Origin of the sequence: Paenibacillus sp. 3LSP, from assembly GCF_032465655.1 — a bacterium.
Lineage (GTDB): Bacteria > Bacillota > Bacilli > Paenibacillales > Paenibacillaceae > Fontibacillus > Fontibacillus barengoltzii.
Genome location: NZ_JAWDJI010000115.1, coordinates 1 through 23,254 on the forward strand (window position 1 = coordinate 1; position 23,254 = coordinate 23,254).

General features: G+C 53.1%; 20 protein-coding genes. 16 read left to right on the forward strand and 4 right to left on the reverse strand.

Annotated elements, in window-relative coordinates:
• Nucleotides 1–83: 83 nt before the first annotated feature.
• Nucleotides 84–1,190, reverse strand: coding sequence for a glutamate 5-kinase (gene proB, locus RW092_RS09085; RefSeq protein WP_028540194.1), 1,107 nt, complete (start codon nt 1,188–1,190; stop codon nt 84–86).
• Between the two features lie 500 nt (nt 1,191–1,690).
• Between proB and RW092_RS09090 the strand changes: the two genes are divergently transcribed.
• Complete coding sequence (locus RW092_RS09090) at nt 1,691–2,464, forward strand: carbon-nitrogen family hydrolase (RefSeq protein ID WP_316010047.1); 774 nt, start codon at nt 1,691–1,693, stop codon at nt 2,462–2,464.
• On the opposite strand, the gene RW092_RS09095 is transcribed toward RW092_RS09090, so the two are convergent.
• The gene (locus RW092_RS09095) at nt 2,455–3,378 is read right to left on the reverse strand and encodes a LysR family transcriptional regulator (protein WP_016311871.1); all 924 of its coding nucleotides are present in this window, start codon (nt 3,376–3,378) and stop codon (nt 2,455–2,457) included. The two genes, RW092_RS09090 and RW092_RS09095, sit on opposite strands and share 10 nt — an antisense overlap.
• 150 nt (nt 3,379–3,528) lie before the next feature.
• On the opposite strand from RW092_RS09095, the gene lepB reads away from it, so the two are divergent.
• The 13 genes from lepB to RW092_RS09160 all read left to right on the forward strand — a co-directional run bounded on the left by lepB (nt 3,529) and on the right by RW092_RS09160 (nt 18,701).
• Nucleotides 3,529–4,089: a signal peptidase I gene (lepB, locus tag RW092_RS09100; RefSeq protein WP_016311872.1), complete on the forward strand. Its 561-nt coding sequence runs from the start codon at nt 3,529–3,531 to the stop codon at nt 4,087–4,089.
• Between the two features lie 175 nt (nt 4,090–4,264).
• The gene (locus RW092_RS09105; RefSeq protein WP_016311873.1) at nt 4,265–5,188 is read left to right on the forward strand and encodes an AEC family transporter; all 924 of its coding nucleotides are present in this window, start codon (nt 4,265–4,267) and stop codon (nt 5,186–5,188) included.
• Nucleotides 5,189–5,327: 139 nt separating this feature from the next.
• Nucleotides 5,328–6,536 carry a sensor histidine kinase gene (locus RW092_RS09110; protein ID WP_316010039.1) on the forward strand — a complete coding sequence of 403 codons (1,209 nt, stop codon included), beginning with the start codon at nt 5,328–5,330 and terminating at the stop codon, nt 6,534–6,536.
• Nucleotides 6,514–7,188 carry a response regulator gene (locus RW092_RS09115; RefSeq protein ID WP_028540198.1) on the forward strand — a complete coding sequence of 225 codons (675 nt, stop codon included), beginning with the start codon at nt 6,514–6,516 and terminating at the stop codon, nt 7,186–7,188. The genes RW092_RS09110 and RW092_RS09115 overlap by 23 nt, the downstream gene beginning before the upstream one ends.
• 174 nt (nt 7,189–7,362) lie before the next feature.
• The gene (leuC, locus tag RW092_RS09120; RefSeq protein ID WP_028540199.1) at nt 7,363–8,787 is read left to right on the forward strand and encodes a 3-isopropylmalate dehydratase large subunit; all 1,425 of its coding nucleotides are present in this window, start codon (nt 7,363–7,365) and stop codon (nt 8,785–8,787) included.
• Between the two features lie 25 nt (nt 8,788–8,812).
• Nucleotides 8,813–9,412, forward strand: coding sequence for a 3-isopropylmalate dehydratase small subunit (gene leuD / locus RW092_RS09125; RefSeq protein WP_009225922.1), 600 nt, complete (start codon nt 8,813–8,815; stop codon nt 9,410–9,412).
• 234 nt (nt 9,413–9,646) lie between these two features.
• On the forward strand, nt 9,647–11,161 hold the full coding sequence (locus RW092_RS09130; RefSeq protein ID WP_316010040.1) for an N-acetylmuramoyl-L-alanine amidase family protein: 1,515 nt from the start codon (nt 9,647–9,649) through the stop codon (nt 11,159–11,161).
• A gap of 30 nt (nt 11,162–11,191) precedes the next feature.
• A complete protein-coding gene (locus tag RW092_RS09135; RefSeq protein WP_316010041.1) occupies nt 11,192–11,806 on the forward strand; it encodes a GerMN domain-containing protein in 615 nt (204 codons plus the stop codon).
• A 909-nt stretch (nt 11,807–12,715) separates the two neighbouring features.
• Nucleotides 12,716–14,182 carry an N-acetylmuramoyl-L-alanine amidase family protein gene (locus RW092_RS09140; RefSeq protein ID WP_316010042.1) on the forward strand — a complete coding sequence of 489 codons (1,467 nt, stop codon included), beginning with the start codon at nt 12,716–12,718 and terminating at the stop codon, nt 14,180–14,182.
• 25 nt (nt 14,183–14,207) lie between these two features.
• On the forward strand, nt 14,208–14,804 hold the full coding sequence (locus RW092_RS09145; protein ID WP_316010043.1) for a GerMN domain-containing protein: 597 nt from the start codon (nt 14,208–14,210) through the stop codon (nt 14,802–14,804).
• Nucleotides 14,805–14,878: 74 nt separating this feature from the next.
• Nucleotides 14,879–17,602, forward strand: coding sequence for an S-layer homology domain-containing protein (locus RW092_RS09150; protein WP_316010044.1), 2,724 nt, complete (start codon nt 14,879–14,881; stop codon nt 17,600–17,602).
• 112 nt (nt 17,603–17,714) lie between these two features.
• Entirely contained in the window at nt 17,715–18,392 is a 678-nt protein-coding gene (nth, locus tag RW092_RS09155) for an endonuclease III (RefSeq protein WP_009225928.1), read from the forward strand.
• A 30-nt stretch (nt 18,393–18,422) separates the two neighbouring features.
• A complete protein-coding gene (locus RW092_RS09160; protein ID WP_028537669.1) occupies nt 18,423–18,701 on the forward strand; it encodes a hypothetical protein in 279 nt (92 codons plus the stop codon).
• A gap of 107 nt (nt 18,702–18,808) precedes the next feature.
• On the opposite strand, the gene modB is transcribed toward RW092_RS09160, so the two are convergent.
• Entirely contained in the window at nt 18,809–19,486 is a 678-nt protein-coding gene (modB, locus tag RW092_RS09165; RefSeq protein ID WP_085278220.1) for a molybdate ABC transporter permease subunit, read from the reverse strand.
• 6 nt (nt 19,487–19,492) lie between these two features.
• Nucleotides 19,493–20,308 carry a molybdate ABC transporter substrate-binding protein gene (gene modA, locus RW092_RS09170; protein ID WP_085278221.1) on the reverse strand — a complete coding sequence of 272 codons (816 nt, stop codon included), beginning with the start codon at nt 20,306–20,308 and terminating at the stop codon, nt 19,493–19,495.
• A 157-nt stretch (nt 20,309–20,465) separates the two neighbouring features.
• Between modA and RW092_RS09175 the strand changes: the two genes are divergently transcribed.
• Entirely contained in the window at nt 20,466–21,458 is a 993-nt protein-coding gene (locus RW092_RS09175; protein WP_316010045.1) for a substrate-binding domain-containing protein, read from the forward strand.
• 159 nt (nt 21,459–21,617) lie between these two features.
• On the forward strand, nt 21,618–23,254 hold a 1,637-nt coding region (locus tag RW092_RS09180; RefSeq protein ID WP_316010046.1), incomplete at its 3' end, for a dynamin family protein.

A 23,254-nucleotide genomic window follows, 5' to 3' on the forward strand; every position in this document is an offset into this window, starting at 1 on the left:
ACGGGAAATTTCCAGTTCGATTAAATCAACAGCTTGACATCATACCGCTGGACTTAAAAATCCTGTGAAAACGGATGGATGAATTATGCTTTTAATGAGATCCATTCGTCCCGGTGGATGACTTCCAAACGATGGACGCTGTCCAACTTCTTGAATACTTCGGTGCTGGGGAGCCCGAGAATGCTGTGGAGCTGTTCCGCATCATAGTTAACGATGCCGCGTCCCAATACCTCGCCGCCTGCGCTGATAACCTCTACGACATCGCCGGTATGGAACTGTCCGCTGGCCTCTTTGACGCCAACGGGAAGCAAGCTTCGTCCGCCGCGGATCAGCGCCTCCTCAGCACCGGCATCTACCGTCAGCGTCCCGATTGGGGTGGAGAAGAAGCCCAGCCACTGCTTCTTTCGCGGCAGCGAGGCACCGTGGGCTTCGAAATAGGTGCCATGCCCATCGCCGTGCAAAGCGGCCAGCAGATCGCCGGGGGAGGCGACCTTTCCGACGAAGACCGGAACGCCTCCGAGCGAAGCGATTTTCGCGGCGTCAATTTTCGACCTCATACCGCCCGTACCGACGGAGGAGCCGGCACCGCCGGCGATCGCATAGATCTGGCCGGTGATTTCCGTGACCCGGCTGATCCGCTGGGCCTGTGGATCCAGACGCGGATCCTTGGTGTACAGACCGTCCATATCGGTCAGGATCAGCAGGTGATCGGCGTGAATCAGGTTAGCGACAAGGGCGGACAACGTATCGTTGTCGCCGAACTTCAATTCATCCAGCGAAACGGTATCGTTCTCGTTAATAATCGGCAGCACGTTTCGCTTCAACAGCTCTTCGATCGCCATGCTGGCGTTGCCCGTTCGCTTACGGTTTTGGAAATCGGACCGGGTCAGCAGCACCTGGGCCGCAGTCACTCCGTGTCGAGCCAATTCTTCGCGATAAGCCTGCATCAGCAGCGCTTGACCAACGGCAGCCGAAGCCTGCTTCTCATGCAGCAGCTTAGGCCGTTCGGAGTAGCCGATTTCACGAAACCCGGCGGCCACAGCGCCGGAGGTGACCAGCAATGGCTGGTATCCGGCCTCAATCAACCCGGCCAATTCGGATGCGTAATACGCCACGGCCTCCCGGTTTAAACCTCCTTCTGACGATGTCAGCGAACTGCTGCCAATTTTGACGACGATGCGTCGCAGCATGGGGATCACTCCTCGAACGATAGATATAAATAAAAAAACTTTCGCCTTTGCATGCAAAGGACGAAAGTTTCGACTTCCGCGGTACCACCTTTATTGATGAGACAAGCTCATCCAACTTCAATGCCCGGTAACAGGGGCGCTGTCCGGCTTGTTCGGCCGGCCGCTCAGGGATAGGATTCGGAAAGGGCTAGCATGTAAATTCTTTCAGCCGGTGGAATTTACTCTCTGTCTTGCCGCGTACTTTCGTACTGGTCCCGTCAATGCGTTTTATCAAAATGTCCGTTTATGGTTCTCATGTAATGTAAGCATACCACGCGTCCCCTGGTATTGCAAAGGGAAAAGCGCCGAAATGGCGCAACCATCGCTTCTTTTGGTTTCATTCACGTTCGGCTTGCGATTCAACCCAGGCACCATTATGATGAGATTTAAGCAAAGTGAAGCCTACGAAAAGGCGGTGTGAAAAGCAAGTGAGTCTACAGTCCAGTCATTGGCGGATCGCCATGATTCAATGCGATGTCGCCTTAGGGGAACCCGAAGTGAACCGGACCAAGTTCGAGGAGGCAATGGAACGAGCAGCTCACGCTGCAGAGAAACCAGACGTCATCCTGCTGCCGGAGCTGTGGGATACGGGATACGCCTTGACGGAAATTGGCCGGTTGGCTGATCCGGAGGGACAGCACAACCGGGCATGGCTGTCTGCCTTCGCCCGGCGTCATGGGATCCATATCATTGGCGGCTCGATTGCCGAAAATCGCAGCGGTCAAGTCTACAATACGATGCTGGTCTTTGACCGCAACGGGGATGAGGTGGCCGCATACTCTAAAATTCATCTGTTTCGACTGATGGAAGAGGAGAAGTATCTGCAACCGGGAGAACGGAGCGCGACGTTTGAGCTGGATGGCGTGACGGCCGGGGCAGCCATCTGTTACGATATCCGCTTCCCAGAGCTGACCCGCAGCTTGGCGTTACGCGGGGCGAAGCTGCTGTTTGTGGCGGCGGAATGGCCGATCCCGCGGCTTAACCACTGGCGTACGCTGCTCACTGCGCGGGCGATCGAAAATCAAATGTACGTCATCGCCTGCAACCGGACGGGGAAAAGTGGCGGCGATGAGTTTTTCGGCCATTCGATGATCATCGACCCCTGGGGGGAGATCGTGGCTGAGGGCGGCGAAGCAGAGGAAGTGGTCATCGCCAGCATTGACCTGACGTTGGTTGATCAAGTCCGCCGTCGGATTCCCGTCTTCGACGACCGCCGTCCGCAAGCTTATGATTGATGTGACGTTTGGCGTTCCTTCATCGTCTTTTTAAACGTCTCGATAAAAGCCTCCGCAGCTTTGGACAGATAACGTCCTTTGCGGTAGGCGATCACTAGCGTCCGGCTTGGGGCTGGAGCGGCGAGAGGTAAATACGCCGGGATCAACTCGCTGCGTTTCGCTCGGGCGATAAACCGCGGCACCAGTGTAATGCCCATCCCGGCGGCTACCAGCGATTGTACGGTTTCGATATTGTTGCTCTCAAAGACGACATTCGGCTCGAACCCGGCCTCCCGGCATAGGTCGGCAGTCATTTTACGGAAGCCCTGGCCTTTTTTGAGCACGATAAACGGTTCGTTTTCCAGTTGCTTCATCTGAACACCCTGCTCTAATACCCCGGGCAATTTCGTCAGCGGATGGTCCGGAGGAACTGCCAAATCGATGATCTCTTCACCAACCGGTTCGTAAGAGAGCGTGGGCTCCTGCAACGGCAGGGACAGCAGGCTGAGGTCAGTACCGCCTTCGGCCGTCAGTTTCTCCAGGTTCAGGGACGTATCTTCCAACAGGGTCACTTGAATGTTGGGGTAACTCGCTTTAAACGCAGGAAGCACGTAAGGGAGCAGGTGAGAGCCGGTAATCGGCATACTGCCGACCACAACGCGGCCTGCTCTGAGCTGGGAAATGTCGTCCATTTCCTGACGGAGTTGGGCGACGGCGTCCATGATTTTTTGCGCGTGCGCAATAAAGCTGGCACCGGCATAGGTTAGCTCAACCGTACTCGTATTGCGCTGGAACAGCTTCACCCCGAGCTCCTGTTCCAGCTTGGACAGCTGCTGGCTGAGTGACGGCTGAGCGATGTGGAGCTTGTCGGCGGCCCGGGAGAAGTTCTTTTCCTCAGCGATCTTTAAAGTGTATAGAAGTTGACGAAGTTCCATAGCATTAACCCCTTTGGTTCATTAAGGAATAAACCTTCCTGATCTTATAAGTATAACCTATAAGTACACTATAACATATAGATATTTGTATTGGTATGTGACTTGCCTTTATAATAAGAGACAAACATCAAGAGTGTGGAGGTTTTTCGCTTGAAACGGAAAACATGGTGGAAAGAACTCGGCGGATGGGGCTTCTCCATCGTCCTAGGCTTTGTACTTAGCATGATTATCGGCATTTTTATCATTCAACCTTATAAAGTTGACGGTCATTCGATGGAACCAACCTTGACGGACAATCAACGCATTTACGCTTGGAAGTTTACGCATGTGTTGGAGAAGCTGCCGGCTTATGGCGACATCGTCATCATCGACAGCCGGGTAGACCGGAGCCGTACGTTCTGGGACGATGTGAAGGAGCATCCGATCATCACTTGGCTTTCCGGTAGGGAAGAGGACGATGTTTTCTATGTCAAACGCGTGATCGGCTTGCCAGGTGATACGATTGAAGTGAAGGATGGACATGTGTTCCGCAATGGGCAACAGCTGGAGGAACCTTACATCAAGGAGCAGATGGATCCCAGCGCGGCGCAGATATGGCATGTACCGGAGAACCACGTATTTGTGATGGGGGATAACCGGAACAACAGTAATGACAGCCGCAGCATCGGACCGGTACCGCTGGATCATGTGATGGGGATCGATTCGTTTTAAGACTTGTGTAGAAATGGAGCAATCCAAGCCGGGAAGTTTCTCGGATGGGTTGCTCTTTTTTCGAGTGAAGATAGGGGTATAGGCTTTGTCTATCAACCATATTGCTTTCAAGTCTTGGACGATGGAAGGATCCGGCCTTTAAAATAGGAGGCAGTTTAAAGAAGGGGGTGCTGTGATGCTCCATTCGGTTGTATCGACGCTGTTAGGCGTTCTGGTGCCGCTGGCGGTTCCGGTTGCCGCCGGGGCGCTGCTGGCCCGGTTTCGCGCCTGGGACACGAAGCCGCTGCTTACGTTGTATTTGTACGTGCTAAGTCCGGCAATAATCTTTGACACGCTGCGGGGTGCCCATATCTCCACGGATGAGCTGTACAGTACGATCGGCTTCGCCCTGGTGAATCTGCTGTTTATGTGGGGCATTGCCCAAGGGATCGGGAAGATCGCCCGCCTGGATCCGGCGGAGCAGGCCGGCCTGACACTGATCTCCACCTTAACGAACAGCGCCAACTACGGACTGCCGCTCGTGCTGCTGGCCTTTGGCCAACTGGGTCTAGATAAAGCTTCCGTATACGTCATCACGCAAATGATCATTGTGAATACGGCAGGTGTTTATTTTGCGGCACGTTCCCAGTTTTCTGTTCAAAACGCAGTCAAATCGGTGTTTACCCTGCCAGCGGTGTATGCGGCGGCGCTGGCTGTATTTCTAAAATGCTTTGGGCTTCACCTGACAGCCGGGTTGGAGCAAGGGATAGGCATGGTCGCGGACGCTTATTCGCCGGTGGTGCTGACGATCTTAGGCGCGCAAATGATGAAGGTTGGTCGGGCGGAGGCGAAGCAGGTTAAGCCTGCCGGATTTTGGACGGGGACGGCCATTCGCTTGCTACTAGCACCGTTTGTGGCTCTTGTAACATTAAAGCTACTGGGCATTTCGGGTCTGCTGTTTTCAGTCTTGTTCATTCAAGCCTGTATGCCGGTTGCGGTGAATGCCGTTGTGCTGGCCGAGCGATTTGATGCCGCCTCGGGTCTAGTATCAAAATGTATCGTATGGACGACCCTCGCTTCCTTTTTGACGCTCCCCGCATTGATCGTGCTCGTCCAGTAAGGAACAGATCGAGCTCTGTACACATCCGCACTCGTTCGAGACTGTCTCGGGTTAGAATTGCCACCGTCAAATTTCTATCTCCAGATAGAGATAGGCTATGATAAGGTAAAGACATCCAACGTTTGGAGGTCACGTTTCGATGTCCATGGGAAAAAGCACAATTCTCCTTCGACCTGCTGTCATCAGCGTGGTTATCTTAATTTCCATGTTTTCGGCCGGGCTGTTTGACGGAACCCCGTCTCAAAGTGCCTTGAACGGGCTGATTTGGCTGAGTTATGCCTGCATCCTGTTCCTTCCGAAATCCCAATGGACTCCCAAGCATGCCTGGGCGGCATTGGGTCTGCTTGTTGTGATTACGGGGATGAATTTTGTCTGGTATCAGGATTGGGAGTTGGTCTACTTCCTCATTTTCGTCGTGTTTTATGCACTGTTCCGCTTGATTATGCCGAAGCCGCTGTGGCCTGCTATCCTGACGCTGTTGATTACGGCCGTTCTATTCATCCATTATGGCGCCTTAAATCTGCCTGAGATCATGAGCTATATCTCGCTTGCGATCTTTCTGTACTCTGTTATTCGCCGTCGGATGTTGCGTCAAGAAATGCATGAGCAAAATCTCCGTCATATTGCAGAGCTGCGGAAGGCGTATGATGAATTGCAGGAGGCTTCCGTAACCTCGATGCGGTTTGCGATCTTGGAGGAGCGTACGCGCATCGCCAGAGAAATTCATGATTCCGTCGGCCACAGCCTCACGTCCTTGATCGTCCAACTCCAAGCGCTGCGGTTCATGGTCCGGCAGGATCCTGAACGATCGGAACAAACGATTGATGAGATGTTGGTCGTCGCACGTCAGGGTCTTCAAGATATCCGCAACTCCGTTCATGCGCTGGCGGATGACTCCTCGTTCTCCGGCAAATCTGCCCTAAAAGCCCTACTGTCACGTTTTGAAGCTTCATCCGGAATTCGCTGCGTGATGGATGACGAGCTGCCAGATGAGGATTTGGGAGACAAAGTCTACGGGATTCTGTTTAAAATATTACAAGAAGCCAGCACCAATGTGGTACGCCATGCGGAAGCCACCGAGGTGGAAGTCCGTCTATGGAAGGAGATGGATCAGGTCGTGATGCGCATTCGGGATAACGGCAAGCTGCCAGTCGGGCAGCCCATCACCGAAGGGTTTGGGATAAAAACGATGCGAACTCGGGTGGAGGAGATCGGCGGAAGTTTGCAGGTTGCGGCACATGAACCAAGCGGCTTGGAGATTGTGGCCAAACTCCCGGTGTTGAGCGAGCCAAACCAACAGGATACGGAAGGAAAGGAGGAGGCTCATGACGGAAGCAAACCGGATTAAAGTGATGCTCGTTGACGATCAGAACATGATTCGCCAAGGCTTTGGCTATATTCTCAGCTTGCAGCCTGATCTGCAGATCGTTGGTGAAGCGGGAAACGGAAACGATGCGGTCAAAATGGCGGAGGAGCTGCGTCCGGATGTCATTCTGATGGATGTACAGATGCCGTTCATGGACGGAATTGAAGCGACAAAGCGAATCATGGCGCAGCAAACAGGGGTTAAAATCGTGATTTTGACGACGTTTGATGATCAGGACTATGTGCTAGAAGGGATTCGTGCCGGCGCTGTCGGCTACCTATTAAAAGATGCGGAAGCAAGCGACATGATTGAAGCGATCCGGGCAGCTTATCGGGGAGAAGCCATCTATAAGACGAAACTTGCCTCCGGCGCCTTGCAGGAAGCGATAGCCTCTGCATCACTGTCCGCTCCTGATAATGTACTGCAAGTGAAGTTGCTGGAGCCGTTGACTGAGCGCGAACAGGAGATTCTCCAGGAGATGGCCTATGGACTTCGTAATGAGCAAATAGCGGCCAAGTTGTTTATTACCGAAGGGACGGTAAAATCCCATGTCCACCGGATCTTGCAGAAGTTTGGCTGCGAGGATCGGACGCAGGTGGTTGTGATGGCGCTGCGGGGCGGGTTGGTGAAGTAGCCAGCCGCCTTTTGTGCCACTTATAAGCTAAACCTATTGCGTTTATAGATATTATATCTTGGAACAATTAACACGATCATGTTATATTAGATTCAACATTCAAGGCCGGAGGGCGCAGCAAACCGCCCTTTCGCCTTGATCACGTGTACGAATCCTTCTGTGGGGTGATTAATCATGAGCAGCAAAAAGACAATGTACGAGAAAATCTGGGATAACCATGTTATTTATCAAGAGGAAGGCAAACCGAGCATTCTCTATATCGATTTGCACCTCGTTCACGAGGTGACTTCACCGCAGGCATTTGAGGGTCTTCGCCTTAGCGGACGCAAAGTGCGCCGTCCTGAATTGACCTTCGCTACGATGGACCATAACGTCCCAACCAAAGACCGTTATAACATTACCGACCCGATTTCGAAGCAGCAGATTGATACGCTGGCCAAGAACTGCCGCGATTTTGGCATCACCTTGTATGACCTCGATACGATTGACCAAGGCGTCGTGCACGTTATGGGGCCGGAGCTGGGCCTGACGCATCCGGGCAAAACGATCGTTTGCGGCGACAGCCATACGTCCACACACGGTGCGTTTGGTGCACTTGCTTTCGGGATTGGGACGAGTGAAGTTGAACACGTACTGGCAACCCAATGCTTGCAGCAGGCGAAAGCGAAAACGCTGGAAGTTCGTTTTGTGGGCAAACGCAAACCAGGGGTAACGGCAAAGGATATGATCCTGGGTGTCATCGCCAAGTACGGCACGGACTTCGCCACCGGCTATGTTATTGAGTATACAGGTGAAGCGATTCGTGAGCTGTCCATGGAAGAGCGGATGACGATTTGTAATATGTCGATTGAAGCCGGAGCAAGAGCAGGCTTGATTGCACCGGACGAAACGACGTTTAATTACCTGCGGGGTCGCGAGCATGTGCCGCAAGGAGCTGCATTCGACCAAGCCGTGGAAGAGTGGAAGAAGCTGGCTACCGATGAAGGTGCAACTTATGATCGCGTCGTCGAATTCGATGTGGATTCGCTGATTCCGCAAGTTACCTGGGGAACGAGCCCGGGGATGGGGACGGGGATCAACGGTGTGGTGCCGAATCCAGCTGATTTCGAGAATGAGAATGAACGCAAAGCCGCTGAGAAAGCGCTGGAATACATGGGCTTGACCCCAGGGACGCCGATGACGGATATCGCGATTGATTACGTCTTTATCGGTTCCTGTACAAACGGCCGGATCGAAGACCTGCGTGCAGCAGCGGAAATCGCGAAAGGCTACAAGGTTTCCGACAAAGTTACGGCGATCGTCGTTCCAGGTTCGGGCCGCGTGAAGCTGCAAGCCGAGAAAGAAGGTCTGGACAAAATCTTCAAAGAAGCTGGCTTCGAATGGCGTGATGCAGGTTGCAGTATGTGTCTGGCCATGAACCCTGACGTCTTGCAGCCGGGGCAACGTTGTGCTTCGACCTCCAACCGTAACTTTGAAGGACGGCAAGGGCGCGGCGGCAGAACCCATCTGGTTTCTCCAGCGATGGCGGCAGCAGCGGCGATCAAAGGTCATTTCGTCGACGTGCGCGAATGGGAAATCAAGAGTGAAGTCCTGAGCTAATCAAGGGAAAAGGGGAGAATCGACGATGGAAGCATTTGTAAAACATACTGGGATCGTAGGTCCAGTGGACCGTGTCAACGTAGATACCGATGCAATTATACCTAAACAATTTCTGAAACGGATTGAGCGTTCTGGATTTGGTCAGTTTCTGTTCTATGAATGGCGGTTTGACACGGAAGGGAACCCGAATCCTGAGTTCGAATTGAACAAACCGCGGTACGCTGGTGCGTCCATTCTGATTTCACGCGTGAACTTCGGGTGCGGTTCTTCGCGGGAGCATGCACCGTGGGCTATTTTGGATTACGGATTCCGTTGTGTAATTGCACCGTCCTTTGCGGATATTTTCTATAACAACTGCTTTAAGAACGGCATCCTGCCGATCAAGCTGTCGGAAGAACAAGTGGAGGAACTGTTCCAGCGCACAGCTGCCCATGAGGGATACAAGCTGACGGTGGATCTGGAGCAAAAAACGATCACCGATGAGTATGGTTTGAACATCAGCTTTGATCTGGATGAGCACCGCCGTCAGTTTTTGCTGCAAGGCTTGGACGATATCGGTTTGACGCTGCAGCACGAAGATTTGATTGCGGCATACGAGAAGAAGAAATTTGCGCATTTGGCTTAAACCGTCTGAACTTGGCGGGAAGTCCCGGCTGCGAGATGCAGCTGGGGCTTTTTTTTGTCAATCTATGAAAATATAAGTCTATCAGCCCAGAGTTTTTTCTGATATTATGGAAGTAATTAGCAACGATTTAGGAATGTTGACGTTTACAATGCTCACTGGATCCTCGTCTGGTGGCGTATCCGGCAACAAGATTCTTGATTCGGCAAAAAACGAGGGTGGGGTAGGGATTTACGGATGAAGAAACTCGGCTTAATGATGTTTATGTTGGTTGGTTTGCTCGTGTTTCCGGGATTGGCGAACAACGCCTACGCTGCCTCGGCGGAGGCAGCCGGCACCCATATTGTGCTGGACGGCCAGGAGCTCGAACAGCCTGCTGGTGCCCAAGCGGGGATCGTGGGAGGCAACGTAATGGTGCCGCTGCGCGTCGTTGCCGAAGGTTTGGGTTACCAAGTTGGCTGGGAGAAGCAGAGCGGCACGATTACGATCTCCCAAGAGGGAACCGAACTGAAGCTTACGCTGGGCCAAGACACCGCTTATGTTGACGGTCAGCTGGTGAAGCTGAGTTCTGCTCCATTTCTGCAGGGAGATTCAACGCTGGTTCCGCTGCGTTTCGTAGGGGAACAGATGGGGATGAAGGTGAGCTGGGACAATGTTACGAAGTCCGCTTACTTAACGAGTCCTGCAGGAGGCACTGCCTCCGGTGTTGTTCCGGGGACGGCGAGTCAAGCTCCAGGGTCGGAGACTCCAAACTCCGTTCCGGGAGGGCAGCCTGCGGCAGGGGATAACCATACATACGACCCGGGAGCTTCAACGGGGAACCAAGCCGAGAGCCCAATCGCGTTGATCCAAGGTATCAGCTTTAGCGAAAACCGTCTAATGTTTGCCGTTTCCGGCAGCGTGACCCCAAACGTATTTAAAATGAGCGGTCCTGAGCGGCTCGTCATTGATGTTCCCAACGCCGACTTTGCTCCAACTTTTGGGGATGTTCATCCTTTGGACGCAGGTCGGAACGGTCAATTTGCCGTCAGCGATTATCCGGACGTCTCCCAGATCCGGTATTCGCTGTTTAGCCAATCGCCGTCAACGGTTCGGATTGTCATCGATTTGAACCGGAGCGTAGATTTTAAGGTCACGAACCTTGATGATGGGCTTGTAACCGTTGATTTGACAGTGGCTGCAGACGTACCTAGCACCAATACGGTGGCAGGCGGCCGGCCGCTGGTTGTGATCGATGCAGGTCATGGCGGCAGCCAGCCTGGGGCGATCAGTGTCACGAAGAAACAGGAGAAGGAGTTTACACTGGCTGTGGCGCTGAAAGTCGAAGCGTTGCTCCGACAGGAAGCGGGTTTAGAGGTCATCCTGACCCGTATGACGGACGTCACCATGACGCTCCAGGATCGGGTGAAGGTAGCCAATGATCAAGGGGCTGCGGTGTTCGTATCGATTCATGGTAACAGTATCGATCCGCCAAGCAACCCTAGCGGTACAGAAACGTATTACACTCGAGACGAGAGCATTCCGCTTGCGAATGTCATGCACCAGCATTTGGTGAAGGCAACGGGCTTAAAAGATCGCGGCGTTAGAAAGAGTAGCCTGCATGTCACACGGGAAACGAAGATGCCAGCCGTGCTGCTTGAGGTCGGTTATCTGAGTAATAAGACCGATGCCGAATTAATGTACACGGAGGAGTTTCAACAACGTGTGGCAGAAGGGATTGTCGCGGGTATTAAAGAATATCTGGGCTTATGATCGATAAGATATGACAAGGAGGGAAGCGGCATGAAGAGAAAAGTGGCGGTATTGCTGGCTTTGGTGGCCATGCTGGGGGTTGCTGCAGGATGCGGTAACAAGCCGACGGCTTCACCTCCGGAGAATGAGCATCAGAGGGAAGCTGCGCTAAGCAGCGGTGCGCAGCAAGGTGAAACTCAGATGCAAGAGGTGCAGGGGCCGGTGAACGGTACTGATGATTCGGGGGATCCCCAAACCGATGCACAAGCGGGGGCGGAGAAGCTGACTATCCAGGTTTATTTGACAGATGATGATATGTTGGAGCTGAAGCAGACGCCGCGTGAGATTGAATTTACAGCGGATCAGAGCAAATATGAAAGCGCCTTTGAGGCGCTGCAAACTGCAGAAGACAGTCTGCTCTCCCTTTGGGAGAAGGTGGTTCTAAATACGGTGAAGTTCGACTCGGAGAGCGGGCAGTTAGCGATCGATATTCACTTGCCGGACGAAGCACGCCTTGGTGCGGGCGGGGAGTCGCTGGCAATCGAAGCGCTGAAGAACACAATGTTTCAGTTTGAGGAAGTCCAGCAAATCGAGTTGACGGTGGATGGTCAGCAAGTCGAATCACTGATGGGTCACGTGGACCTGGAGCATCCGATGAACCGCTAAGTACATCATCTACGAAGTGCAGATAAAGATGACGGGCAGCAGCAGACTATACCAGCCCAGCAAATCCGAATGCGGATTTGCTGGGCTGTTTTTTGCTTCAAGCTTATAGGTCCTAGCCGCAAATGAGATAACTTACCTCTCATAAAGCGTTAGAATCGCGAAGCATCCGTTTTGACGCTTGCCAGCGAGCTTATTTGCGCCAAATGGCTCCATTTGGAGGAGGAAACCGGCAAATAAGCTTTCACATAAGTGTTAGAATCGCAACGCCTCCGTTTTGGGCCTAATAGCGTTGCTGGCAAGCGTTAGAGCGCAGGTTGGCTATTGCGCCTAACTGCGCCAACTTGCTACTAATTGGCCAGTGACGTGTGCATCTCCGGCTAACGCTTGCCACAGCGCTTATTTGGGGCAAATGAAGGAGATTTCAATTCTAACGCTTGCCAGCGAGCTTATTTGTGCCAAATGGCTCCATTTGGAGGGTGGAACGGGCAAATAAGCTCTCTCATAAGCGTTAGAATCGCAACGCCCTCGATTTGGGCCAAATAGCGTTGCTGGCAAGCGTTAGAGCGCAGGTTGGCCTCAACGTTGTCCGCCGGAGACCATCTATGCACACGTGTTCCTCCACAGCGTCCGCGGCCCTCTCGCCGAGAGTTTGTCTCACTCACATGGCAGCGGCTCGCTCAGTACTGGAGACGCTGCCACAGTGAAGCTGTCCAGCTTCGTTCGTCTCTCTGCCGCATTCAGGAAACACAGGATTTTCATAGGAAACACTGGCAAATGTTAAGCAGAAAAATGCCAGATTTTCGCAACTTTCCAAGCCGATTGGCGTCTAATATGTCGTCTGGTGATGTCGAAATGGAAATGAACGCCTACGGCAACACAAGGCAAAAATTCTAAAGGTAGGGGTGACGGATGAAGAAAAAAAGTTTGGTGACGCTCATGTTCGGCTGGTTGCTGCTCTTCGTAATGGCGCAAACCGGTCATGCAGCGTCCGGCAGTACGAGTATTTATCTGGATGGGCAAGCACTCGCTTTGCCCCAAAATGGACAAGTCCAAAATGTGAATGGAAATGTGATGATTCCAATTCGTGTCGTCGCGGAGGAGCTAGGTTTTGACGTCAACTATGAGAAGAAGACGCGCACGGTAACCATAAAGCAACCCGGTACAATGCTTATTCTTGTCGTGAATCAAACCACCGCTTCCGTCAATGGAAGCGAGATCAAACTGCCCGTCGCGCCGAAGCTTGCCCAAGATACTACGCTCGTACCTATGCGGTTTATCAGTGAGCAAATGGGGCTGCAAGTTGCATGGGATAACACAGCGAAGGCTGCCTATTTGACGACGCCAAGCTCTGGCAGCGGAAGCGGGAATACCGGCAATGCCGGGTCTGGCAACGACTCCGGGAACGGCAACGGAACTGATGTAGAGCAGCCGGGAACGGTTGTGCCTCCAGTAGATACTAGCCATTTGGCGAATGTGACCGGGATCGCGTTTGACAACAACAGCTTAATGATTGCGGTCGATAGGGATGTAACACCTAATGTCTTCACGATGAGTGGTCCCGAGCGGCTTGTGATCGATTTGCCGCAAGCTCAATTTGCCGAAACGTTGGCTAATGGCACTCCGCTGGACGCAAGTAAGAGCGGAAGCCTTGAAATCACGGATTACCCGGATGTTTCCAAGGTTAGATACGCGTTGTTCAGCAACAATCCATCGACGGTTCGAATTGTATTGGATTTGAACCATAAGGTGAATTACCAGCTGGTCAATGAGAATGACGGCTTGATTTTCGTTAATTTGAACACGGATTCAAGTCAGGGCGGAGGAACCTCCGGCGGCAGCGGGAAGAAGACGGTCGTACTGGATGCCGGTCACGGGGGAAGCGATCCGGGCGCCATTAGTGTTACGAAGAAGAAGGAAAAAGATTTTAACCTGGCGGTTGTGCTGAAGGTGAAGGAACTGCTGCAAAACGATCCGAACATCAATCTGGTGCTAACGCGCGAGAGCGATACGTATCCAACGTTGTCTGACCGGGTGAAGATTGCCGAGAACGTTAAAGCGGACATTTTTATCTCCGTACATGCGAACTCCGGCTCTGCTTCGGCCAGCGGTGTGGAGACCTATTATACGCGGGCAGCCAGCCTGGATCTGGCGAAGGTTATGCATAAGCATCTGGTTCAAGCCTCCGGCTTGGCCGATCGCAAAGTCCGTACGCAAAGCTTGCACGTGACCCGGGAAACGACGATGCCGGCCGTGCTGCTGGAATGCGGGTACTTAAGCAACAAGAACGATGATGCACTGTTGGCAACCGATGCGTACCGGAGTAAAGTTGCCCAGGGTATCGTTGACGGTATTAAAGAATATCTCGGCCTTCAGTGATCGCCGGGCGAAGGAGGAAGTCACCGTGAACAGAAGAAGAAGCATCATCCTCGGAATCCTGGTACTTCTGCTCGCCTTGAGCAGCGGCTGCGGGCAGAAGCCGCAGGCTGCTCCGGATGCTGGAGCAGGGAATGCCGAGGCGAACCAAGGAAGTGTACAAGCACCAAACGAGGCAACCCCGCAAAATTCCGATGCAACGCAAGGAGCGGGCGGAGTCGATCAACCGCAGCTGAAGACGGAGAGCATTGAGGTTTATTTTACCGATGAACAGATGCTAGAGCTCAGCAAAGAGAGCCGTGAGATCTCTTATCCGGCGGAGCAAGACAAATATTTAGCCGCCCTCAAAGCGCTGCAAACCCCTAATACCGCAAGCCAATTCTCTCTATGGGGCAAAGCGGAGTTTCATTCGGCTGACTTCAAGGACGGAACGGTTACCGTTGATTTAACGCTTCCGGATGAAGCGCGCCTTGGAGCAGGCGGGGAGGCGTTAGCGATAGATGCGCTGAAGAACACGTTGTTCCAATTCGACGAAGTCGAGGCGATCGATGTGCTGGTTGACGGCGCTCCCGTGGATACTTTGATGGGTCATGTCGAACTGACGCATCCATTAGTAAGAAATTAAGGGATTGGGGAGGAACTCGCCCGTCCGCCGTCGAATGGTTTAAGGAGATCTTTTTTGTAGAAAGGAAGAATTTGATGGCATCCTATAAACGCACGTTTCAACGCAGTACCCGGAAAGCGGTCTCCGCGATGCTGGTCACGGCCATGTGCTTGGGCGGGACGACGGCGGCATTCGCCGAGGAAACGCCGGCTGTAACCACCTCGCAAAGCGTTGCGTCGGTATCCTTGTTTAGCGACGTACCGAACGGTTTTTGGGCGGAGAAACATATATACAAATTAGCAGCTGAAGGCATTCTGCTAGGCGATGCCGGCAAGTTCCGTCCGGGCGACAACGTCACCCAGCAGGAAGCGATTACGATGGCGATCCGGTTCATGAACCTGGATTCGCAACTCGGCAACGGTGCCGGAGCTCCGGCAGATCTGAAAGTTGGCAATTATTTTAAACCTTATTTGGAGCTGGCACTGTCGAAAAATTTGATTGACAAAAACGAAGAGCTCGCATCCACGAAGGAAGGCGAAGCTTGGGGTGAGAAGAAGGCTTCCCGGGAATGGGTGGCCAAGCTGCTCGTTCGCGCGTTGGGGAAAGACGCGGAAGCGAAAGCCTCCGCAACGCTGCCAACCGGCTTTGCCGACCAAACCAGCATCTCCGCGAACGCGCGAGGATACGTGAATGTTGCGGTTCAACTGAAGCTGACCAACGGGGTGGAGGGCAACCGGTTCGATCCACTGGGCAAAGTCACGCGAGCCCAAATCGCAACCTTCTTTAGCCGCGGCAGTGAATACGTCAACCCGGGCTATGCCAACGTCTACGAGGGGATTGTTACCGAGCTTACGGACAGCAAGCTGACGTTGTATACGAACGGACAGATGAAGAGCTTTACGTTGGATAACCGTTCGGTCTATTTCACGAAGGATTCCGAAACGAGAACAACGCAAAGCGCCTTGAAGCTGTATACGAAAGTGCTGGCCGTGGATAAGGTGGGCTCAGCCGCATATGTAGAAGTAACCGATCCGAACCAGCAGTTGGAGCGCTCGGAAGGAACGGTATTATGGAACCCAGGAAATAATCAATTGCTGGTTCTAGTAAATAACACTCCAGTAACCTTGACCTATGATAGCAGCACAGCGTTTGTTGATCAGTACGGGAACTCCATCAAAGCTAGCGACTTAACGACTGATAGCACGGTAGTTGTTCAACGTGAGACGTTTACGCCTGACAAGAAGCCAGTGATTATTCAGCTGCAATCTGTGGCGAATATTTCCGGCAACGGTACGGTTTCGAAGATTGATCTTACCGGGAAGAACGTTACGATCAAGCTTGCCAACGGCAATGAAGAAACGTTCAAATACAACGATAAGACGATTTTGCTCTACCAAAACCAAGTTCTAAGTCAGATGGGCGAAGTGAAAGAAGGGGCATCGGTTACGTTTGAAGTGAAGGACGGCGTGCTGGCCTCCTTAGTTGTGACCCAAGCGACAGAACGAACCGTGACCGGGACCTTGCTGGATCTCGTTGGCGATACGTTGCTGAGCTACACCAATGCCGGCGGACGTGATGAAATCAAGCGGCTGGCGAAGAACGTGACCGTGGAAATCAACGGGATCGCAGACGCGAGCCTGGACGATCTGATCACGGATGAAAAGGGCGGGGACAAGGTTGAATTGACCCTGAATCCCGACGACGAAGTGACGAAGATCGTAGTTACGGGGCGTCAATCCGAGAAATTGGAGAGCGCAACGGTGATCAACTATGACGCGAAAACCAAGGCGCTTACCGTCCTGGATGCGGCGGAGAAACCGTATGTGTTCGTCATCGATGAGAAGACGAAATACAGCTACAACACAACGAACCCAACGTTATCCGGTCTGGAGTCGTTGCTGTCCAAAGGCCGCAAAGTGGATCTGACCGTTGTAGGTTCACGCGCAGTTAATGTGGATGTGACCTACAAGTACGAAGGCACTTATGTATCGGCCAATACCTCCGCGAAGAAAATTACGATTTTGCAGAACAATGGCAAAACCGTAGAAGTTCCTTATCAAGGAACGACGCCAACGATCAGCATTTATGGGAAAGCGAATGCCTCGCTGGCTGATCTCAAAGCCGGGGATCCAGTTACCGCGATGCTGACAGCGAATCAAGACGCGCTGCAAACGCTGGCGGTGAAGAGCACCATTCAGTTTGAGGTCGTTTCGGTGAATACCACGAACAGCCGCATTCGGGCAACAGCGAACGGCGTAACCTCTGAATTCTATGTAGATCAAGCTGTACTGCTTGGCGAAAATGGCGGGGCCATTAAAGTCAGCGACCTGAAAGCGGGACAAACAATCAATGTTACGTTTAACGGACAATCAGCGATCTCGCTGCAAGTCGTGAAGCTGACGTTAGGAAAGATCCAAAGTGTGGATGGTTCGAGCTTGCTGGTGAAATCTTTTGCCGGCAATGTGGAAACTTATTCCTTAGCTAACGGCGTGAAAGTTCAACGTGGGACAGAAGTCAGCACAAGCGTGACATCGCTAACGACCAATGATCATGTTGAAGTTCGCAAAGATACAAACGGTGCAGTTGTCGTGAAGGTGCTGACGGCGCAAGAACGCAAATTCTCCCGTTACGATGGGGTAAGCAAGGAAATTATTGTCTTGCGGTCCTCCACGTCTGACAACAATTATCGCTTTGCGGTAACAGCGGATACGTATTTTCACCAAGGTGACACGACAATATCCGTGCAATCCCTCCAGATTAATGATAAAATTGTTTTGTATTTCAACGGAGACAAGCTGGTTGAAGTCGAAAAGCAATAATCATTATTTCGTGAGATCAACCGTCTTGATGCGGGATGTTTCCCGAGTCAAGACGGTTTTTTCGCGGATAAAACCAAGCGGCCAGCAGGGCCTCCAGGAAAGGAGTGGAGACATGAACGCGGCTGATGTCCGCCATATTTTAGACACCATCGGTGCCATGTTTCCGGATGCGCGCTGTGAGTTGAACCACGAGAATGCCTTTGAGCTTACGATTGCCGTCCTCCTGTCCGCGCAGTGCACCGACGCTACGGTCAATAAAGTTACGGCTGATTTATTTAAGAAGTATAAAACGCCGGAGGATTACGTCTCGGTTCCGTTGGAGGAGCTGGAACAAGATATCCGTAAAATTGGCTTGTACCGCAGCAAAGCCAAGCATATTCAAAGTTTGTGCCGGATCTTGCTGGAACGGTACGGCGGCGAGGTGCCCAGGGAACATGAGAAGTTGGTTGAACTGCCCGGGGTGGGGCGTAAGACGGCCAACGTTGTCGTATCCAACGCCTTTGGGGTTCCGGCAATTGCCGTTGACACGCATGTGGAGCGCGTCAGCAAACGGTTAGGATTAGCCGGATGGAACGATTCCGTTCTCGAAGTGGAAAAGAAGCTGATGAAACGGGTACCTAAAGAGGAGTGGACGTTAACGCATCATCGCTTAATCTTTTTCGGAAGGTATCACTGCAAGGCGCAAGCCCCTAAATGTGATGTTTGCCCGCTGCTTGACGTTTGCCGGGAGGGCAAAAAACGTATGAAAACGCCGCAAAACAGAAAACCTAAGAAAAATGCGGCAAAATAAGATAACCCATAGGTGAGGATGAGAGACCACATGAGATGCATTTCTGTGTATACCGACAACTTTGAACAGTTCTCGGACGTATTTGAACAAGTTCTTGATTTGAATTTAGGTGAAAATGACGAACGTGAAGTGGACGGGCTGATGGTCAGCGACTCCGGTGAAGTGCCTGAGCATTATTTGGAGCGGATGTCCGCAAAGCCTGAGGTTGTCGTGATGAAGGATAAAACACGCGGCATTACCATTTTACAGCACGGCAAGGTGTTTGAAGTCCTGCTTCCAACTGAAACCGCAGAAGTTGCGGTGAAGTAGAGCTTATATCCCTCTTTTTTTCAAAAAAGAGAAAATGAAATCCCCTCGAATGCGCTTGTGAAACTCACGCACATTCGAGGGGATTTTTGTTGTTAGAGCTTGTTCGTTCATCTATCGTTTCTTAGGCGCGAAGAGATCATCAGCAGTCCGAAGGAGAGCAGGATCGTGCAGCCTGTTAACGCCCAAGCCAGCTGAAGGTTACCGGTATCAACGGCAAAATAAATAGCCGTCGGTATCGTTTGAGTGCGGCCGGGAATGTTGCCGGCGATCATCATCGTTGCCCCAAATTCCCCCAGCGCACGGGCAAACCCGAGAATAAAGGCCGCCTGCAGCGAACGCGCGGCGAGTGGAAGCACGATATAGATCAGCACCTGCCATTCCCCGGCGCCCTGTGAACGAGCGGCGTCTTTCAGATGCTTATCCACTTCAAGGAAGCCGGACTTCAACGTTTGATAGATCAGCGGGAAGCTGACAACAGCCGCCGCGACCACGGCACCAATCGGCTGAAACACAAAGCTGATGTGGAACAGGCGTTCCGCGGCCTGGCCGATCCAACTGTTTTTCCCCAACACCACCAATAAAATAAAGCCGACCACGCTTGGCGGAAGGACCAGCGGAAGGAGAAAGGCGGTTTCCACCAACGTCTTCCCATAAAAAGTGGCGGCGGACATGCGCCACGCCACCAGCAATCCTGCCGCAAAGGCAATGATCGTGGCGGCAATGGACACTTGCAGAGATAAGGTGACTGGCTCCCAGAAGGAGTCCGAGAATTCAAATGTATGCATATATGGTTACTCCATCGGGGTGAACCCGTATTTGATGAATACTTGCCGGGCTTGATCGCTTAATATAAATTCGTAGATAGCTTTCGCTTCGTCGGGATGGGCGCTGCCCTTAAGCACGCCGATCGGATATTCAATCGGGTCATGGCTTTCAGGTTCTGCGGTCAAGGCCACTTTCACTTTGTCGGAAAGGGCTGCATCGGTTTTGTACACGAACCCGGCGTCAACATTGCCGGTTTCCACATAAGACAGCACCTGTTTGACGTCCTTCGTCAGCACCAAATGGGATTGCAACGTGTCCCAAAGCTGATGGTAGGCTAGAGCTTGCTGTGCGTATTTTCCGGCTGGAACCGATTCAGGGGTGCCCATGGCGATATCGCCGAGTTTGCTTAAATCGTCCATGCGTTGGATCACCACAGCATCTTCCTTAGGGACGATCAGGACCAAGTTATTCGTCACTAGGTTGGTGGTGAGACTCTCGTTGATGAGTCCTTTGTCAAGCAAGACGTTCATTTGTTTCGTTCCGGCAGACAGGAACAGGTCAACCGGTGCGCCTTGTTCAATCTGCTGCTGAAGCGTGCCGGAAGCCGCATAATTAAAAGTCAGCTTCACTTGGGGATGCTCGGCTTCATACAAGCTCTGAAGTTCACTTAGGCTCTCAGTTAAGCTGGCAGCGGCGGAGATGAGCAACTCGACTTCTTCCGTAGAATCAGACGGGTCCTTGACCGGTGCAGACGAGGCAGCAGGATGGCCGCAACCGGAAGATAGAATGATCAGAATGGCTGAGAGTACAGCTAAGATAGGCTCTTTCATAAATTTATGCATAGGTAAACCACCTTAGTTATATCTAATTATAACTAGATTATACAAAACATAACGAATTGTATAGACCCCTAGGGAATCTTCATTGAAAAAAAGAGGAATCCCCGGTAAGATGAGTCTAGTTGCATGAACTGATGTGGAACGGATGAAGGAGTGCGCTATGACCGAACCGATCTCATATACCGCCGAGGAAATCGCTAAACTGTTGAAGGTGTCTAAGCTAACGGTCTATGACCTGATCAAAAAAGGAGAACTTCCCGCTTACCGGGTGGGTAAACAGATGCGAGTGGATTCCACTGATCTGGAAGCTTATAAGCAGAGAGCCAAAGGCGGGACAGCACCTCATGCTGCCGCCGGTATACCGGCTTTCCAAGCGGCGCCCTATACTATGCCGCCTCAGTCGGATGTAGATAGGGGAGAAACGCCGAACGGTGCGAAGACGCTGGTCATTACCGGGCAGGACACGGGATTGGATCTGCTGGCGAAAGCACTGGAATCCAGACTTCGGGGGTGCCGGCCGCTGCGTTCTTTTGCCAGCAGTATGGACAGCTTGGTGGCCATGTATCATGGTGCGGCAGATATCGTGAGTACCCATCTGTATGACGGAGATACGGGAGAGTATAATTTGCCGTATATTCGCAAGTTGTTTATTTCCCTTCCTTATATGGTGTTGAACTTTGCGACGCGGAGGGCTGGATTTTACGTCAAGCAGGGCAATCCGCTGGGGATTCGCTCCTGGGAGGATCTGGCGCGGCCGGGAATTCGGTTAATTAATCGGGAAAAAGGCTCCGGCGCTCGGGTGCTATTGGATGAGCAACTGCGCATGCACGGGATTTCACCGGATTCCATTAATGGATACGATCAAGAGGAAACATCGCATATGGGGCTGGGCGGACGAATTACTCTCGGTCAGGCGGACGTTGGAGTCGGCAGTGAAAGACCGGCGAAGATTGCCGGACTTGAGTTTATTCCGCTCACTCAGGAGCGGGTGGATCTCGTCGTCATGAACAAGCCGGAAAATCGCGAGTGGATTGCCAAGCTGCGCGAAACGTTGGAATCCGACGCGTTGCGCGGGGTGCTCTCCTCGTTAGGCGACTACGATCTGTCGCTCACCGGAAAGGTGTTGGCGGATCGAGAGGCCGGGTTATATTAATACATCTTGAACCGTCTCCGTTTGGGGGCGGTTTTGTTGTACAGAAAGCCCGTAAGGAAGCTGCAAATAGGGAGCGTTTCCAACCGCCCGGGGAAATGTTAAAATATGAATAATTAAAATGAAACTTGATTTCGCAGCGTGGAAAACGGAGGGGCATGGATGGATCAGACGATGACGAAAACGGACTACGAACTGCAGGAGCGGCTGCATCAGCTGCAACACTTGCTGGAGCAGGAAGGAGATGCTACTTCGGCGGCGGAGCTTCGAGAAGTGGGCGATAAGCTGGAACGGCGGGAGCTGGTCGCGGCGTTTTGCGGCCATTTCTCTGCAGGGAAGTCGAGTCTGATTAATACGTTAAGCGGAAAGACGGTGATGCCGGCCAGCCCGCTGCCTACCAGCGCCAATGTGGTCCTGATCCGGGAAGGGGAGCCACGCGCGCTGCTGACGCCAGCCGATCCGGGGAAACCGAAGGTCGAGGTGCCGGTGGACGAGGTGGCTGCGTATTGCCGCAATGGGGAGGAATACACCCGCGTTGAACTGTGGGATCGGGTGGAGCTGCCGCCACGCGGCGGCGTTCTGCTGGATACGCCAGGGGTCGACTCCAATGATGCCGGCCACGCGATGGCCACGCATTCGGCGTTGCACTTGGCGGACGTCGTTTTTTACGTGATGGACTATAACCATGTATCTTCGGAGACGAACTTAAGCTTTGCCAAATCGTTAAGTGATTACGGTAAACCTGTTTATATGATCGTAAACCAAATTGATAAGCATCGGGAAGAGGAACTGCCCTTTACCGCGTATCAGGCTTCCGTCAGCCAGGCGTTCCGGTACTGGAATATTCAGGCGCAGGGGATCTTTTATATCTCGTTGAAACAAGAGGACGCCCCTGGCAATATGCTTCCGCAGCTGCGGGAAGTGATCGGCCATTTGTTTGCACGGGGAGAAGGTTTGCTGGAGTACAGTGCTTATGCTTCAGCTGCCCAGTCGGTTGAAGGATATCTGGCTCGTGCGGCTGCGGCGGAGCAGTCCCAACGTGAGCAGCTGGAGGCGGAAGCCGGCGGAGAGACGGACGTTTCCGCGATGGAGGAGGAGCTGCGGCAGCTGGAACTGGCGGGTCCGTCAGCTGAGCATCTATGGGAGACGAGAAAGCAGGAATGGCTGCGCCGCATTAGCAGCCTGCTGGAGACGGCCCAACTGATGACGCCGCCGCTCCGGGAGCAGGCGGGACGTTATTTAGAGAGCCAGGCGCCGGGCTTTAAAGTGAAAGGCTGGTTCGCTGCCGGGAAGACGGAAGCGGAGAAGCAGAAGCGGCAAAGCGAATTTTTGCAGGCGCTGGCCGAACAAGTTGAAGCGCAGCTGGACTGGCATGTGCGCCAGGAGTTGCGGGTGATCGGCCAGGAACTGGAGCTCTGGGGCGAGATTTGGGAGCAGCAGCTCGACGAACGGATGCCGAAGCCGGCGGAGGCGTGGATCACGGAGCCGCTACCCGGCGGGGCAATGCTGTCCGGCGAGTCGACGCTACATTATGCGGCAGCGGTAGGCGCTGGCATCGCCGCGCGTTATCGCCGCGCGGCTGTGGACGTGATCGACGCGCTGCTCGCCGCGCCGTCGCCGCGCCGCGCCGCCGCAGCGGAGGCGGCGCTCGCCCGGCGCGCCGAGCTGGCGGCGCGCCTGCCCGCGGCCCGCGCCCTGGCGCAGCTGGACGCGGCCGCCGAGGCGCGCGCAGCGCGCTGTGCCGCGCTGCTGGGCGCGCCCGTGCCCCTCACCCCCGGCCTGCTGCCGGAGGTGAGGGG